This is a genomic window from Maricaulis sp. CAU 1757 (assembly GCF_054482675.1).
In genome coordinates, this window is record NZ_JBTLRI010000005.1 from 22,140 (window position 1) to 36,965 (window position 14,826).

Consider the following 14,826-nt stretch of genomic DNA (forward strand, 5'->3'; position numbering starts at 1 on the left):
AAGTCTTTCAGGTTTTCGGTTGCCGCGGGTTATAGTGCACGCTGTCCAGGCGATGGCGGAGACGGTGCGTGAACGACAAGGCTCAGCCCGACAATTCCCGGTTTCGGGAGTTCCAGAGCCAGCTGCGCCAGGCCGCCGATGCCCGGCGGGACGGGTATTGGGAAACCCGACAGCTGGAATCCTCCGTGGAACCGGATTGCCTGACCGTGTCGTGGACCGGAAGCCAGGAATACTGGATCGCGTGCGAATTCGCCGCCTGCCTCAAGGCCGCTGAAAGGCCGTCCGATGACCGGGACACCGTCGGTCGACTGCCGCAGCGGCGCTTGCACCCGCGCGAGCGCCTGCGACTGGCAGAGCAGGTGAGGCGCGGCTACGACCGTCGCAACCGGCATCTCGGTTTCGGTGAGGCCTTTGTATTCTACAAGGCGTCGAGCCGGCTGCCGGCCAGTCTGGAAGACCTGGCGCCGGAAGCGGCCCATGTCTATCGCCAGGCGCCATTGCATCATTGGGTCATCCTGACCCGGTCCTGCCGGCCGGCGGCCGGGAAAGAGCGCAACTACACAGCCTATGAAGCCCCTTTCGAACCGCAACGCGACAGTGGCGAGGCGATCGAAAGATTGCTGGACCACGTGTTTCCCGCGCGCTGCCCGGCGGCCTATGGGAGAGGCTGGGCGCGCGGCGATGACGGGGCGGACCCGAGCCGCCAAGACGAAGGCCCGGAAGCACGCACGGCGTTGGCGCTGATGGTGATCGTGGTGGTTCTGACCAGCGTGATCGCCTTGTTCCTGTTCGCGCCCACACGGCAGTTGATCCGCGCCGGCTGGCACCAGATCGTCGAGGTCCTGCAACCCGATCCGCTGGTGTTGGCCCAGCGGCGTTATGAGCGGCTGGAGCGCCGTCGGGACGCGGTGCTGGCAGCGCTCCCGGTAGACAGGGTGGCGCTGCAGGAAATCGAGCAGGAGATGCGCTGGCTGGCGACAGAGATCCGCCAGCTTGGCGGTTGGGTGGAGACGCCGTGGGATCGCGTCGGTCCGCCGCCGCAAACCGGACTGCAGCCGGCCGCCTGCCTGCCGACGCGCTGGACCGCCGCCGGCCAGGCTGAGGGTTATGTCTACGAGATCCACCTGCGAAGTGAGGGATTGTCCGTGACCGCCCCAGATAATCCTGTAGTCATCCAGGATCCGCGCTTCGAGGGCTTTCGGGCGGTCAGCCGCGGCGGCATGGACGTGGCTGCCTTCGAACGTCATGTCCGACCGGTAGTGGAGCAGGCTTACCGGGCGGGGTGCCGCCACCACGTACTGCTGACAGCGGATGAGTGGATCGACCCGGCGCTTTATAGGATGCAGCTCGAAGCGGTGCACCGGAACTTTCACGTGCTGACACCGCGGCAATAGGGACGGAGCCTAGCGTGAGCTACGAAACCAAGCCGGGCGTGCGCCTGCCCGAGGCCGAGGATGCCCGGCCGAAACGCTTCTACGAGACGGTCGAGATTTCCGGCAGTGATGACGATGGCTGGTCGGTCCTGCTGGACGGGCGCAAGGTCAAGACGCCGGCGCGGCAAGCGCTCAATGTACCGAGCGAGGCGCTGGCGGACCATGTCGCCCGGGAATGGCGCGAGCAGGGGGAGCGTATAGATGCGGCAGGCATGCCGGTCACGCGCCTCGTTTTCGTGGCGCTGGACCGAATGGGCGAGGCGCGTGAGGCCACCGAGGCAGAGATCACTCGCTATGCGTCGACCGACCTGCTGTGTTTCCGCGCGCCGGAACCCACCGAGCTCGTGAGCGCGCAGGCGGCCGCTTGGGATCCGATGCTGGCCTGGATCGACGAGGCGCTCGGCTGTCACCTGGTTCCGGCCACCGGGCTGTTGCCGGTCGACCAGGACCCGATCGCCCTGCAGCGCGTGCATGAGCGGGTGGGCCAGCTCAGCGACCTGGCGCTGACCGCCACGGCCCATGCGACTGCGGTCTGTGGTTCCGCCGTGCTCGGTCTGGCCTTGCTCGAAGGCCGTATCGATGGTGCGCAGGCGTTCGCGCTGTCCACCGTGGACGAGCACTTCCAGATGTCTCACTGGGGCGAGGATGCCGAGGCCGCCGAGCGTCTCGCCGGGCTCAAGGCCGAGCTGATTGCCTGCGAGCAGGTGCTGCGGGCCCTTGGCGACGGATTGTCGGCTTGAAGCGCCCGGTCGTCCCGGTAGATTGAGTGTGCGGATACAGGAGAGCGTGGCCATGGCCGACACAGCGCAGACGAGCAGTGGCAAGACCGGGCCGGGCGGCCTGCTCGACTTCGGCGCCCTGCGCGAGGCGCCCGTCAAGCGAGAGCCGTACAGCTATTTCGTGGCGGGCGGCGCCCTGAGCACGGACGAAGCGGCGCAGGTGAGGGCGGATTATCCGGAGATCAACAAGCCGGGTTACCTGCCGCTGTCCAAGCTGGCGGCCGAGGGCGCGTTCGCGCGGCTGATGCAGGACCTCAATTCTGCAGAACTGGCGCAGGTGCTGACGGACAAGTTCGGCCTCGACCTGACCGACAAGCCGCGCATGATCACGGTGCGACGCCTGTCACAGCTTTCCGACGGCCCCATCCACAATGACTCCAAATCCAAGATCCTGACCATGCTGACCTATCTCAACGCTGAATGGGACGGCTCGGGGGCTGGCTGTATCCGCGTGCTCAATGGGCCGAAGGACTTCGACGATTTCACCGAGGAGGTTCCGCCGCTGGCAGGCTATGTTTTCGCCTTCCTGCGGTCGGACAATTCCTGGCACGGGCACCTGCCGTTTGAAGGCGAGCGTTTTGTCGTGCAGACCACATTCCTGACCTCGCAGGAGGAGCTCGACCGCAAGGAAAACCGCGGCGGGCTGCAGTATATCCTCAAGAAGTTGAACCCGTTCCAGTAGGCAGCCGTCTGGAGGACCGACACCGGCATGCTCAGCTCGATGTCTGCGACGATGCGCATGCGGGTGGCCGCCACGGCGTCGCTGGTGGTGATGGCGCTGGTTTTCCTGTCGACCCATGTCTGGGGCGAGGACCGGGGGCTGTGGGGTTATGTGCGGGCGTTCGCTGAAGCCGGGCTGGTGGGCGGACTGGCCGACTGGTTTGCCGTGACGGCGATCTTCCGTCGCCCCCTTGGACTGCCGATTCCGCATACCGCCGTTATCCCCAACAACAAACAGCGGATTGCCGATGCCGTGGGGCGTTTCATCGGTGACAATTTCCTTGACCCTGAACTGGTGGAGGCGCGCCTCGCCGGGTCTGACATGGGCCTTCAGATCGGCCGTCTCATGGCCGATCCGGTGCAGGCGAGACAGACGGCAAGCGGGTTGGTTGCCGCGCTGCCGGACCTGATGGCGTTCCTGGATGACGAGGCGGTGGCCCGCTTCTGGCGCGAACGGCTCGAGGAACAGGGCCGCGGGACCCGCCTGGCACCGGCCTTTGGATCCGTGATCGAGGCCCTGACGGCCCAGGGCAAGCACCAGGTCCTGCTCGATGCCGCCCTCGGCGAGGCGTTCTCGGCTTTGGAGCAGAACGAGGAGCGAATCCGCGACGCCGTCCGCGCTCAGGCGCCCAGGCTGGTGCGCTTTGCCCGTATGGACCGACGAATCGCGGACGGGGTCATCCGCGCCGTCGAAGAATTGTTGCACGAAATGGTGCGGGAGCCAGAGCATCCGCTCCGCGTGCGCCTGGGTGAGCTGGTCAGCGAGTTCGCCGGCGCTCTGCAGGACGACCCGGTCATGCAGGCGCGCATCGAGCGCATCGTCGCCGAGACCCTGCGGCATCCGGCAGTCGCCGAATTCGCCGAGGCGGGCTGGCGCGATCTCAAGGCCGCCCTGCTGGACGATGCTGCACTGGGGGAAGGGTCGCGTCTGACCGGCTATGTGAGCGAAGCCCTGGTCACGCTGGGGCGGGCCATCGTCGATGATGCAGAAGCCCGAGCGGCCTTCAACGCCCGGCTGACCCCGGTCCTGGTACACCTGGCCGAGCGGCACGGACCTGACGTGGCCCGCATCGTGTCGGATACCATTGCCTCCTGGGACGCTCAGACTGTCGTGGAGAAGCTGGAGGCCAATGTCGGACGCGACCTGCAGTACATCCGCCTCAACGGGACCCTGATCGGCGGCCTGATCGGCATAAGCCTGCACGCTCTCACGGGTTGGATGTGATGCCCCGTCGGCAGTGTCAGAACGCGTGCAGGGCCGACCAGGTGTCGATCCGCCGCCACGCCTTGCCCGGCCAATCAGACAATCGTCCGAGGGGCAGCGAGCGGGCCAGCTGATCGGCTGCTTGCAGACCGAGAACGCCCGCGCCGACGAGAGACGGCCGTGCGAACTGACCGCGTACGACGTCGAACCGGTCATTGGCGAGATTGCGCTTGTAATCGAAATCGCCGGGCCCGAAGTGGATGGCCTCGATACCAAGCGCCTGGGCGTTCTCGGCAATCCGGAGAATGAGCTGGAGCCCGGGGCCGTAGCGTGAGAACTCCGGATTGTAGACGGGAAACCAGTAGTGCAGGTCGGTCTGGGACTTGATCCCGAAGTGGGCAGCAACCAGCTTGTCGTCGATCTCGAGGGTCGACAATACACCCCGCAAGCTCCCCTCGGTCTGGGCGTGCAGGTTCTCGAGCAGACGGTTGGACCAATCCACGCGGAACACGTCATTGGCACCGGTCGCCGCATATTGCTCACGTTTCATGCGGATCAGGCGGTGCAGCATGTCGGGGCGCCGGTCATTGGCCCGGAACCGGACCCGCTCACCCAGCGCCTCCAGCCGGCGTTCCCGGCTGGCGAGGCTGCGGGCCTGGTTGGCGTGGTTCTTTCGGATCTGGGCCCTGTACGCCGTGTAGCCAACGCTCAAGTCGACCACCCACGAAGGTTCTCTGGCGCCCGTGACGAGGCTCGTGAATGCGCTCTGGCTGGCCAAAGCGCCGTGGAACTTGAATACCGAAACGGGGCTGGGCAGGAGGGATGCAAGGTCGATATCGACGTCATCGCAGATCAGGCCGTGATGGTCCCCCATTGGTCCGCCGAGCGGACGAGCCAACCCGGAAGCGGGCAAGTGCAGCGGCAGGAAGCCCCGTGTCGTACCGTTGCGGGACAGCACGACAACCGCTGTATCGGACCGCACACGGCTCATGTGCTGGGCGAAATCGAGGGTGAAATACGGCGAGGAGAGCGTGCGGTCTTGCGCCTGCAGGGCCCGCCACAGGCCCTGCTGCGCGGCAGTCAGCTCATCTATCCTGATTATCTGGCTGTTCCAGCCTGACATGGCCGATCACCTCTGCTTGCCTGCTGCCACCGTTTGGTGCAATCGACGGGCCGGAATCCACTTCTCCGCTTGATTGCGCACACCGGCAGGGGTCTGCTATCCCCGCGCAACGGAATCTGACTGCTTGAAGGGCTGGATGCGATGAAAGACGTGATCGAACAACTCGATGCCAAGCGGGCCGCGGCACGGCTCGGCGGCGGTGAAAAGCGCATCGAGGCCCAGCACGGCAAGGGCAAGCTGTCGGCTCGGGAGCGTATCGAACTCCTGCTCGACCCCGGCTCCTTTGAGGAGTGGGACATGTTCGTCGAGCATCGCTGCAATGATTTCGGCATGGCGGAGAAGAAGATCCAGGGCGATGGCGTGGTCACCGGCCATGGCACCATCAATGGCCGTCTGGTCTATCTGTTCTCCAAGGATTTCACGGTGTTCGGCGGATCGTTGTCCGAGACCCACGCCCAGAAGATCGTCAAGGTACAGAAGGCGGCGGTGCAGAATGGCGCGCCGGTGATCGGGATTTTCGACGCCGGGGGGGCGCGCATCCAGGAAGGCGTTGCATCGCTGGCCGGGTATGCCGATATCTTCCTCCAGAACACGCTGGCTTCCGGTGTAATTCCCCAGATCTCGATGATCATGGGCCCGTGCGCCGGCGGTGATGTCTATTCGCCGGCCATCACCGACTTCATCTTCATGGTCAAGGACACGTCCTACATGTACGTGACCGGACCTGACGTGGTGAAAACGGTGACCAATGAAGAGGTCACCCATGAAGAGCTCGGCGGGGCATCGATCCACGCCAGGAAATCCGGTGTCGCCGACGGCGCCTTCGAGAATGATATCGAGGCTCTGGTGCAGCTGCGGCGGCTGATCGATTTCCTGCCCCTGTCCAATCGCGAGAACGCGCCCAAACGCCCGACCTATGACACGCCGGACCGTCAGGAGGACAGCCTCGACACGCTGGTCCCCGGCAATCCGAACAAGCCCTATGACATGAAGGAACTGATCGAGAAGGTCGCCGATGAGGGGGATTTCTTCGAGATCGCACCGGATTTCGGGGCCAATATCGTCACCGGCTTCGGCCGTCTGGACGGTGCGCCGGTGGGCTTTGTTGCCAACCAGCCGATGAGCCTGGCCGGAGTGCTCGACATCGACGCCTCGCGCAAGGCGGCGCGCTTCGTGCGCTTCTGCGACGCCTTCAACATCCCGCTGGTCACCTTCGTCGACGTGCCGGGCTTCCTGCCGGGCACGAAGCAGGAGTATGGCGGGCTGATCAAGCACGGCGCCAAATTGCTGTTTGCCTATGCAGAGGCAACCGTACCCAAGCTGACCGTGATCACCCGTAAGGCTTATGGCGGTGCCTATGACGTGATGAGCTCCAAGCATCTGCGCGGCGACGTCAACTATGCCTGGCCGACCGCCGAGATCGCGGTCATGGGCGCCAAGGGCGCGGCGGAGATCATCCACCGCAAGGATTTGGGAGATGCCGAAAAGATGGCGGCCCACGCCAAGGAGTACGAAGACCGGTTCGCCAACCCCTTCGTGGCGGCCGCACGGGGCTATATCGATGACGTGATCATGCCGCACGGCACCCGAAAGCGACTGATTTCCGCGCTGCGCACGTTGAAAAACAAGAAAGCCGAAAACCCCTGGAAGAAACACGACAACATCCCGCTGTGACCGGTCAGTCATCCAAAGTGTCGCAGGTGACGTAGAGGACAGGAAGGCCTTCGGGTCTTCCAGACCAACCCATGCAAGTCCCGCTGCGCGGCTGAGCCGGTCCCGGGGCGCTAGGAGCTCACTGATGCGCCGTGCCGGTTTCCTGATTGCCGCACTGACGGTCCTGGTCGCCATGACCGTGATCGTCACTTACCGTACTCTCTCCACGCCGGAAGCCGACGGACGCGGCTGGGGCGGCGGTGCCACGCCGATCGCGGCCTACACGGTCGACACTCTGGAATTCGCCGACATTGTCGAAGCACTGGGGACGGCCCGGGCCAACGAGACCGTGACCATCACGGCGCGCGTGTCCGACACAATTTCCCGCATCAATTTCGAGTCCGGTCAGCAGGTCGAGACCGGGGATATCCTGGTCGAGCTGACCGATAATGAAGAGGCGGCCGGCCTTGCCGAGGCCCGGGCCACTCTGAGGGAGGCGGACCGGGAGCTAAGCCGGACCAGCGACCTGATCGCGCGCGGCGTGGTGCCTCAACAGCGCCTCGACGAAGCGCGCTCGGTCCGGGATCGGGCCCGTGCCCGGGTTACCTCCATCGAGGCCCAACTGGCCGACCGTATCGTGCGGGCGCCGTTTGCCGGGGTGGTCGGCTTGCGTGAAGTGAGTTCCGGCGGCCTGGTCCGCCCGGGTGATGCCATCGCCACCCTTGATGATACGTCCGTCATCAAGCTGGATTTCACGATCCCGGAGCGCTTTCTGTCCAACCTGGAGCCGGGATTGCGGGTGGACGCACAGACATCGGCTTGGCCGGGCGAAGTGTTTAGCGGTGAAATCGCGCAAATCGACAGCCGCATCGACCGGGTTACCCGCGCCGTCACGGTGCGGGCCGAGATAGATAATTCGGACGGCCGATTGCGACCCGGTCAGCTTATGACGGTAGAGGTCAGGCGCGATATTCGCGATAATCCGGCAATCCCGGGCTCGGCCATCACCCGCTACCTCGAGCAAAGCTTCGTTTATGTGGTCGAAGACGGTGAATCCGGCCACGTTGTGCGCCAGCAAGTGGTTGAGCTGGGGCGGCGCCAGGGAAGCCTGGTTGAAGTGACTCGCGGACTGGAGGCCGGTCAGCAGATTGTCGGGCAAGGCGTTCACCGTGTCCGCGACGGCGCGCCGGTCACAATTGCCGAAGACATGTCCCGGCCCGCCAGCGATGGCGGCGGCAGTGGCGCCCCGGCCGGTATCGCCGCCTCGAGGCAGCCATGACGCTCTCTGACATTGCCGTCCGCAGACCGGTCCTGGCTTTTGTGGCCAGCGCCCTGATCGTGGTCTTCGGGGTTCTGGGGCTGCGGGGATTGCCGCTCCGCGAGCTGCCAGATGTCGACCAACCGGTGGTGTCCGTGTCGGCCGGTTATCCGGGAGCCAATGCGGAAGTCGTCGAGAACCGCGTCACCCAGATCATCGAGGACCAGTTGTCCGGCATTGATGGCGTCGAGACGATCACCTCGTCCTCGCGCGACGGCAATGCGCGCATCTCCATCACCTTCTCGCTGAGCCGCAACATCGAAGCCGCGGCCAATGATGTGCGTGACAGCGTCTCTCGCATCATCGACCGCCTGCCGCCGGACGTGGAAAATGTCGAAGTCCGCAAGCAGGACAGCGATGCGCGCCCGTTCATGTGGTACTCGCTGATGTCCGACCGCATGACGTCGGAGGAGCTGTCGGACTATGCCGAGCGGGCTTTGCTTGACCGGTTCTCGGTCATTGACGGGGTGGCACAGGTCCGGATCGGTGGCCAGCGCCGTTATGCGATGCGGATCTGGCTCGACCCGCAGGCCATGGCGGCACGCGGCATCACGGTGAGCGATATTGACCAGGCCCTGCGGCGCCAAAATGTCGAAGTGCCGGGTGGGTCGGTGGAGACCCAGGACACCCAGATTGTGGTCCGGGTCGAGCGTCTGTTTTCCGATCCGGAAAGCTTCGCGCGCCTGCCGGTAACCAGCGGCGCGCTGGGACACGTGGCCCGGCTTGGCGAGGTGGCGGATGTGGTGCTGGAGGCTGAGCAACCACGTACCCTGTTCCGGGGCAATGGCCAAAACATGATCGGACTGGGCTTCGTACGCCAGAGCCAGGCCAATTCGGTTGCCGTGGCGGATGCCATTGCCGCCCAGGCGGACCGCATCCGGCCGGGCCTGCCGGAAGGCATGCAGCTGATCGTGGCCTCGGACGATACTGTGTTCATCGAGGAATCCATTCGCGAAGTCTGGCGCACCCTGCTGGTCGCCGCCACCCTGGTCGTGCTGGTCATCTATCTGTTTCTCGGTTCCTTGCGTGCGGCGATCATCCCCGCGGCGGTCGTACCGGTATGCCTGATCGGCGTCTTCGCGGCGCTGTCGCTGGCTGGGTTCTCCATCAATATCCTGACCCTTTTGGCTCTGGTCCTGGCCATCGGCCTCGTGGTCGATGACTCGATCGTGGTGCTCGAGAACATCCAGCGCCGGATTGACCTCGGTGAAGGCCCGGCCCTGGCCGCGTTGCGCGGTGGGCGCCAGGTGTTCTTTGCGGTGATCGCCACGACGGCAGTACTGGTTGCGGTGTTTGTGCCACTGGTCTTCCTGCCGGGCTTCATCGGCCGGATATTCACCGAGCTCGCCCTGACCATTGCCGCCGCGGTGATCCTTTCCAGTTTCGTGGCGCTGACCCTGTCGCCGATGATGGCCTCAAAGCTTCTGAAGCCGTCCTCCGAGGCACGAGGCGTGGCGAAATGGGTCGACACGGGTGTTCGCTACCTGCGGGATCGTTACCGCGACAGCCTGGAGATTGCCCTGCGCTGGCCGCTCGGGCTGGTGCCGGTGATCGCATTGGCATTCGGCGGTTCACTGTTCATGCTCGACCGTCTGCCTTCGGAACTTACGCCGCCGGAAGATCGCGGGTCGTTCTTCGGCTTCTTCTCGGGACCGGAAGGCGCCAGCTTCGACTACATGTCGGAGCAGGCCGATGAGGTCGAGGCCGTACTGCTCGATTATCTGGAAGCCGGCGAGCTGCGTCGGACCTTGGTGATTTCCCCGGGCTGGGGCGGCTCCGGGTACAATTCCGGCATCGTTATCGGCACCATGGTGCCGTGGGACGAACGTCGCTCGGGCGAGGCAATCGTCGGTGAGATCAATGGCCGCTTCGGTCAGCTCACGGGTGTGCGCGCCTTTGCCTCCATGCGGTCCTCGCTCGGTGGTGGCGGCGGGGGTGACGACATCCAGTTTGTGCTCCAGGGCCCGGACTATGACGTCATTGACGCGGAAGCCGAGCGTTTGCTGGCGGCGATCCAGGCGGACAATCGGAATCTGGTGCGGGCACGCAAGAATTACGAGCCGACCAGTCCCCGCCTGGTGGTCGACATCGACCGAGAGCGGGCGGCGGCACTGAATGTCTCGGTCGCCGATATCGGTCAGACCCTGCAGACCCACTTGGGGTCGCGTCGCGTCGGCCAATTCATCGACCGCGGCGAGGCCTACAATGTCGTGATGGAAAACCGACGCGAGGATCGGGCCAGCGCTCAGGACCTGGAAAGCCTGTATGTGACCGGTCGCGACGGGCAGTTGATCCCGCTTTCCAACCTCGTCAGCGTGCGCGAGGTCGGCGAAGCGTCATCGCGCAACCGGGTCGATCGGCAGCGAGCCATCACGATCTCGGCCACCCTGGCCGAAGGTTACACCCTGGGTGAAGCGGTCAGCTGGCTTGACGACTGGGCCGTGCGAGAGCTGGCTCCCGGCATGACAACCACCTATCTCGGCGGTGCCAAGGAATTCCTTGAAGCCAACACGGCCCTGCTGTTTGCCTTCGGCATGGCCCTGCTGATCGTTTTCCTGGTGCTGGCGGCCCAGTTTGAGAGCCTGATCCAACCCCTCGTCATCATGCTGACCGTGCCGCTGGCCATTGCCGGTGGGCTGTTCGGCCTCGAGCTCGCCGGTTCCAGCCTCAATATCTACTCACAGATCGGTCTGGTGATCCTGATCGGCCTGGCGGCCAAGAACGGTATCCTCATCGTCGAGTTCGCCAACCAGTTGCGCGAAGACGGGCGCGACCTCGCCGCAGCGACCATCGAAGCGTCTGTCACGCGCTTCCGGCCCATTCTGATGACTGGTCTGTCGACCGCCATCGGGGCGTTTCCGCTGGTCATCGCCTCCGGGCCGGGCGCGGAGAGCCGGATCACTATCGGTGTAGTCATCTTTGCCGGCGTGACCGTCGCCACCCTGTTCACCCTGTTTGTGATCCCGGTCACCTATTCGGTGCTCGGTCGCTTCACCAAGACACCGAACTGGATGTCCAGAAAGCTTGAGCAGGAGGCCGCGGAAGCCGGTGGGCAAGCGGTCGAGACGGCGGCGGAGTAAAGCTGGAAGCCCCGCCCTCGCCATGCCATCCTTATCCCGTCAACCGGGGAGGGGATGATGAGCGAATATGAAGCAGCGGCGCTGTTCGTGATGTTTGCCGAGGCGGCTCAGACCGCATTCGCCAATTACCTGGCGATCATGTCCGCCATGGTGGCGATCAGCTGGTTCTTTGCCCACAAGCTCAATCGTGCCCAGTCAGCGATCGTGCTGACCATATTCAGCCTGTTTGCCGGCGGCTTCATCAACGAACTGGTGTCGGTATACTCGGATTTCGCCCGGCTCGGCGCCCATTTGCATGCCATGGGACAGATAGAAGCCAGCCAGTTGGGCTGGCTCGGGCCGGTGCGGGCCGACAGGCCGGACAGCATGGCGATGATCCCGCGTGCGGTGCTGGTCATGACGGTGATGTGCTATCTGGCGGCCGTTTGGTTCTTCTTCCTGGTCAGGCGTCAGAAGCGAATACCTGAAAACGAGAAGCCGGCCTGAATCGCGTCCGGCCCGCCTCTCCGGTGTGGGGAGACGGGCCGGATCGCGTGTGGCCGGAGGGATTTAGCCCTGGGGGGCGTCCGGCGGGGGGGACTTTTTGGCGCGGGAAGCGCGTGGTTTTGCTGAAGGCTTTACCGGCTTCTCCGCTTGGGTGTCGGGAGCGAAACGCTCCAGCTGGCGGGCCGCCCAGTGGCGACCGCCCCAGCCGAATGCGATAGCGCCGGCCACCGAGGCGCCCAAGAGCAGGATGCGCGCCGCGTCGAGGACGAAGCTGCCATCGTCGGACGGGTCGAGCCCCATGCGGGAAATGCCGAGAATGACGGCGAGGATGGATATGATCCATTTCACCGCCGTGGCGGCGACATCGCTGCTGCCGGAGCCGGTTGCCGCCATCGCTTTGGCGACCAGCTTGGCTATGACCAGGCCGACCAGGATGATGAAGGCCCCGAAGATGATCTGGGCGCCCATCTTGAGCACTGTCGCCATGGCGTTGGTCAGCTCCGGGATGCCCAGTGCGCTCAGGGCGGTCACCAGGCCGAGCAGGACGATGAAGAACTGCGCGACCTTGGCAACGGCGTTACTGGCAGTGGTGTTGCCCGGTGTCCCGTCGAGGATGCCGACTTCGCGCGCCGCACTATCGAGGCTTGTGCCTGAAAGCACGTCCTTAAGCAGATCCGCAACGAATTTGGCAATCAGGACGAAGATGGCGAGGATGATGATCGCGGCGATCAGGTTGGGGATGATGGCGACGATTTCCCACAACAGCGCATTGGCCGGTCCGGAAATGGCTTCGATGTCGAGGATGTCGAAGGCCGTGATGGCCCCCAGGATCAGCACAACGCTATAGGCCAGAACAGCAGATGTATGGGCAACCGGTACCGGTTTCTGGGCAAGCCCGAAGCGCTGCGGCAGGCCGTCCGTGAAAGTGAGGATGGCTTGCAGGGCCGACTTCACAACATTGGCGACAATGATGAAAATGGCGAAGACGATGACGGCGCCGAAGATGTTCGGAAGGTACTCCATGATCGGGCCGATCACCGTATCGAGGGCGCGCGATATACGGGTCAGGCCGGCGATGGCCAAGGCCTGCACAAGTCCGATCAGGATAATGAGCCAGAAAACCGCTGCGCCGATACTGCGTCCGACGCCTTTGGTATGCTCCGGATCCTTTTCTGACGCCTTCTTGATCATGCCAGTGCGGGCAAGCGCCGTGACGACCAGCCAGCGGACCAGGAAAGCGGCCAGAATGAAGCCGGCCAGCACCAGGAGGGCGGTCAGCAGGTTGGGTCCGTAGACTTCCACCTGACGGACGAAGTTGTTCCAGAACTCTTCCACGGGCGTCTCCCTCTCCCGAAATCCAGATGCAAGCTCAACGCATCCAATCGAGAGCGGTTCCGCAAACATGGCAAGAAACCGGCGGAAGTATGGCCGCGGGACGATCTGCGCGTGGCCTGTTACAAAGATCGGCACGCGCGTCTCGTCGCAGAGACCGTCGTACGGCGACGGCGCACGCCTTTCTGGTCCTTGATATCACGGAGCGTAGCTTGGGCCGACTAGTCCCGATCGTCCTCAGCGAGCACCGAATTGGCCATGGAATTGAGGGTGGAAACCATACGGGCGACGGCGCTGTCCTCACGATCAATGCCGTGGCGGCGAGCGATGTGCTCCGGGTCAGTATAGGCAAGCCAGACATCGTTGTCCTCGTCCTGCCAGACCAGGACGCGGACCGGCAGGTCCAGGCCGGCGGTTGGCGAGCGTTCGATCAGCGGTGTGCCCATCGCCGGATTGCCGAAAATCACCACCATAGACGGTCGCATCTGCGTCCCGGTACCGGCCGCGTTGGCGGCATGATCGACGCGGGCCACAACATTGGCGCCGAGGGAATTGGCCAGGGCCTCAAGGCGGTCCACGGTTTCGGCCACCGAGTGCGGGCTTTCACGCACGATAACGCCATCGGCCTTCGGCACGCGCTGGCAGGCAGTGAGAGCTAGGGCAGGGATCAGGACAAGAATCAGGGCGGTCAGGCGCATGGGGGTCTCCCGGTCGGCAGGTCGTGAGCTCAAGGAAGTCTGCCCGAATACGCGCGCCAATAGAAGTCGCCAAATTGATCGGCTCATCGTCACAGGCCCAAACCGCTGAAGCGCTACGGGGTCCTGTCTGATCTGGCTGGGCCTGCGTGGATCAACCGCATGACCATGACGCCTATCAACACGCACCAGAGCGGCAGTGCGGCGAGCAGGGCGGCACTGCCAAGCAGACTCCCGGTGGCCATAGGGCTGCCCAGAACGGCGAGCCAGAGCACAAGCAAGGCGGCTCGGATGCGCATGCGCTCGAGCGGTGCCTCTACGGCGTCACAGCGTGAAGTCGGGGTCGGACAGGTCAGAACAAGGATCAGTCCGCCCAGCAGGGTCAGGGCCCACACCGCCTGTTCGGCAATCGACAGGCTGGCTGGTCCCAGGCGAACAGCGGCGGGGTCACCCAGGACAATGCTTAAAACGATGCCGACAAGCGCCAGCAACCAGTAGGCGGGCGCCCGGTTGCCCAAGCGGATTTCGATGGCAATGGCCACGGCGGCCACGACGCCAAGCAGGACATAGCCATCACGCCAGATCGCCAATGCCGCAAGAGCCAGGACGAGGGCGAAATCGACGGGCTTGGCTGGTGGCCCTACTGTCCGATTGACCAGGCGGGTAGCCATCAGTGTGAAAGCAAGCGTCCAGACGGCCGGCTCGATTCCTAGCGCCAGCAAGAGGGTCACCACACCCAAGGCAAAAAAGGCACTGGCATTGCGGTCCGGATCCACTTCGCGTCCGAGGGCCCAGACCAGAAAGGCGGCAAGCGCGCCGGTGAGGCCGCTGACCAGAGCGTTCACCGGTTCTGCGTCCCGCAGCTGCCAGTCCAGGCCGGCGAGGGCCAGGGCGATGACCGGTAGCAGGATGAGTACGGCACGGTTGCTGGCATAGTCAGCTTCCAACGGTCGGGCCAGCGTGGTGTACTTGTATACGGAGTGGCTCACAGAAATCCCCTTTT

12 protein-coding genes are annotated in these 14,826 nt (G+C 64.3%); 8 read left to right on the forward strand and 4 right to left on the reverse strand.

The features are described 5' to 3' along the window. The first annotated feature begins 68 nt into the window (after positions 1–68). Genes ACXYMR_RS12715 through ACXYMR_RS12730 form a run of 4 tightly spaced genes read left to right on the forward strand, consistent with a single transcriptional unit; the run spans position 69 to position 4,157 of the window. The gene (locus ACXYMR_RS12715; protein WP_458943260.1) at positions 69–1,394 is read left to right on the forward strand and encodes a hypothetical protein; all 1,326 of its coding nucleotides are present in this window, start codon (positions 69–71) and stop codon (positions 1,392–1,394) included. Positions 1,395–1,408: 14 nt separating this feature from the next. Beyond that, the gene (locus tag ACXYMR_RS12720) at positions 1,409–2,173 is read left to right on the forward strand and encodes an ATP12 family chaperone protein (RefSeq protein ID WP_458943261.1); all 765 of its coding nucleotides are present in this window, start codon (positions 1,409–1,411) and stop codon (positions 2,171–2,173) included. A gap of 52 nt (positions 2,174–2,225) precedes the next feature. Continuing rightward, a complete protein-coding gene (locus ACXYMR_RS12725) occupies positions 2,226–2,894 on the forward strand; it encodes a 2OG-Fe(II) oxygenase (RefSeq protein WP_458943262.1) in 669 nt (222 codons plus the stop codon). Positions 2,895–2,921: 27 nt separating this feature from the next. Beyond that, a complete protein-coding gene (locus tag ACXYMR_RS12730) occupies positions 2,922–4,157 on the forward strand; it encodes a DUF445 domain-containing protein (protein WP_458943263.1) in 1,236 nt (411 codons plus the stop codon). A gap of 16 nt (positions 4,158–4,173) precedes the next feature. Here ACXYMR_RS12730 and ACXYMR_RS12735 read toward each other — a convergent pair whose 3' ends face one another. After that, positions 4,174–5,259 carry a GNAT family N-acetyltransferase gene (locus ACXYMR_RS12735; RefSeq protein ID WP_458943264.1) on the reverse strand — a complete coding sequence of 362 codons (1,086 nt, stop codon included), beginning with the start codon at positions 5,257–5,259 and terminating at the stop codon, positions 4,174–4,176. A gap of 141 nt (positions 5,260–5,400) precedes the next feature. Between ACXYMR_RS12735 and ACXYMR_RS12740 the strand changes: the two genes are divergently transcribed. From ACXYMR_RS12740 to ACXYMR_RS12755, 4 genes are all read left to right on the forward strand, one after another. Then, positions 5,401–6,933 carry an acyl-CoA carboxylase subunit beta gene (locus ACXYMR_RS12740; RefSeq protein WP_458943265.1) on the forward strand — a complete coding sequence of 511 codons (1,533 nt, stop codon included), beginning with the start codon at positions 5,401–5,403 and terminating at the stop codon, positions 6,931–6,933. A gap of 124 nt (positions 6,934–7,057) precedes the next feature. Continuing rightward, the gene (locus ACXYMR_RS12745; protein WP_458943266.1) at positions 7,058–8,191 is read left to right on the forward strand and encodes an efflux RND transporter periplasmic adaptor subunit; all 1,134 of its coding nucleotides are present in this window, start codon (positions 7,058–7,060) and stop codon (positions 8,189–8,191) included. Beyond that, positions 8,188–11,310 (forward strand): efflux RND transporter permease subunit, encoded by a 3,123-nt coding sequence (locus ACXYMR_RS12750; protein ID WP_458943267.1) that lies wholly within the window; start codon positions 8,188–8,190, stop codon positions 11,308–11,310. Before ACXYMR_RS12745 ends, ACXYMR_RS12750 begins: the two co-directional genes overlap by 4 nt. A gap of 57 nt (positions 11,311–11,367) precedes the next feature. Further along, the gene (locus ACXYMR_RS12755) at positions 11,368–11,796 is read left to right on the forward strand and encodes a hypothetical protein (RefSeq protein WP_458943268.1); all 429 of its coding nucleotides are present in this window, start codon (positions 11,368–11,370) and stop codon (positions 11,794–11,796) included. 63 nt (positions 11,797–11,859) lie between these two features. Here the strand turns inward: ACXYMR_RS12755 and ACXYMR_RS12760 are convergent, their stop codons facing one another. The 3 genes from ACXYMR_RS12760 to ACXYMR_RS12770 form a co-directional block, all read right to left on the reverse strand. Beyond that, a complete protein-coding gene (locus tag ACXYMR_RS12760; protein ID WP_458943269.1) occupies positions 11,860–13,131 on the reverse strand; it encodes a mechanosensitive ion channel in 1,272 nt (423 codons plus the stop codon). A 218-nt stretch (positions 13,132–13,349) separates the two neighbouring features. Further along, positions 13,350–13,826, reverse strand: a complete 477-nt coding sequence (locus tag ACXYMR_RS12765) for a DUF302 domain-containing protein (RefSeq protein WP_458943270.1) — start codon at positions 13,824–13,826, stop codon at positions 13,350–13,352. A gap of 113 nt (positions 13,827–13,939) precedes the next feature. Continuing rightward, on the reverse strand, positions 13,940–14,812 hold the full coding sequence (locus ACXYMR_RS12770) for a hypothetical protein (RefSeq protein ID WP_458943271.1): 873 nt from the start codon (positions 14,810–14,812) through the stop codon (positions 13,940–13,942). Positions 14,813–14,826: the final 14 nt, after the last annotated feature.

Excerpts from the sequence above, each read along its gene's own strand:
- ACXYMR_RS12725 (WP_458943262.1), top strand. The coding sequence starts at position 2,226 with ATGGCCGACACAGCGCAGACGAGCAGTGGCAAGACCGGGCCGGGCGGC.
- ACXYMR_RS12730 (WP_458943263.1), top strand. The coding sequence starts at position 2,922 with ATGCTCAGCTCGATGTCTGCGACGATGCGCATGCGGGTGGCCGCCACG.
- ACXYMR_RS12735 (WP_458943264.1), bottom strand. The coding sequence starts at position 5,259 with ATGTCAGGCTGGAACAGCCAGATAATCAGGATAGATGAGCTGACTGCC.
- ACXYMR_RS12740 (WP_458943265.1), top strand. The coding sequence starts at position 5,401 with ATGAAAGACGTGATCGAACAACTCGATGCCAAGCGGGCCGCGGCACGG.
- ACXYMR_RS12745 (WP_458943266.1), top strand. The coding sequence starts at position 7,058 with ATGCGCCGTGCCGGTTTCCTGATTGCCGCACTGACGGTCCTGGTCGCC.
- ACXYMR_RS12750 (WP_458943267.1), top strand. The coding sequence starts at position 8,188 with ATGACGCTCTCTGACATTGCCGTCCGCAGACCGGTCCTGGCTTTTGTG.
- ACXYMR_RS12755 (WP_458943268.1), top strand. The coding sequence starts at position 11,368 with ATGAGCGAATATGAAGCAGCGGCGCTGTTCGTGATGTTTGCCGAGGCG.
- ACXYMR_RS12765 (WP_458943270.1), bottom strand. The coding sequence starts at position 13,826 with ATGCGCCTGACCGCCCTGATTCTTGTCCTGATCCCTGCCCTAGCTCTC.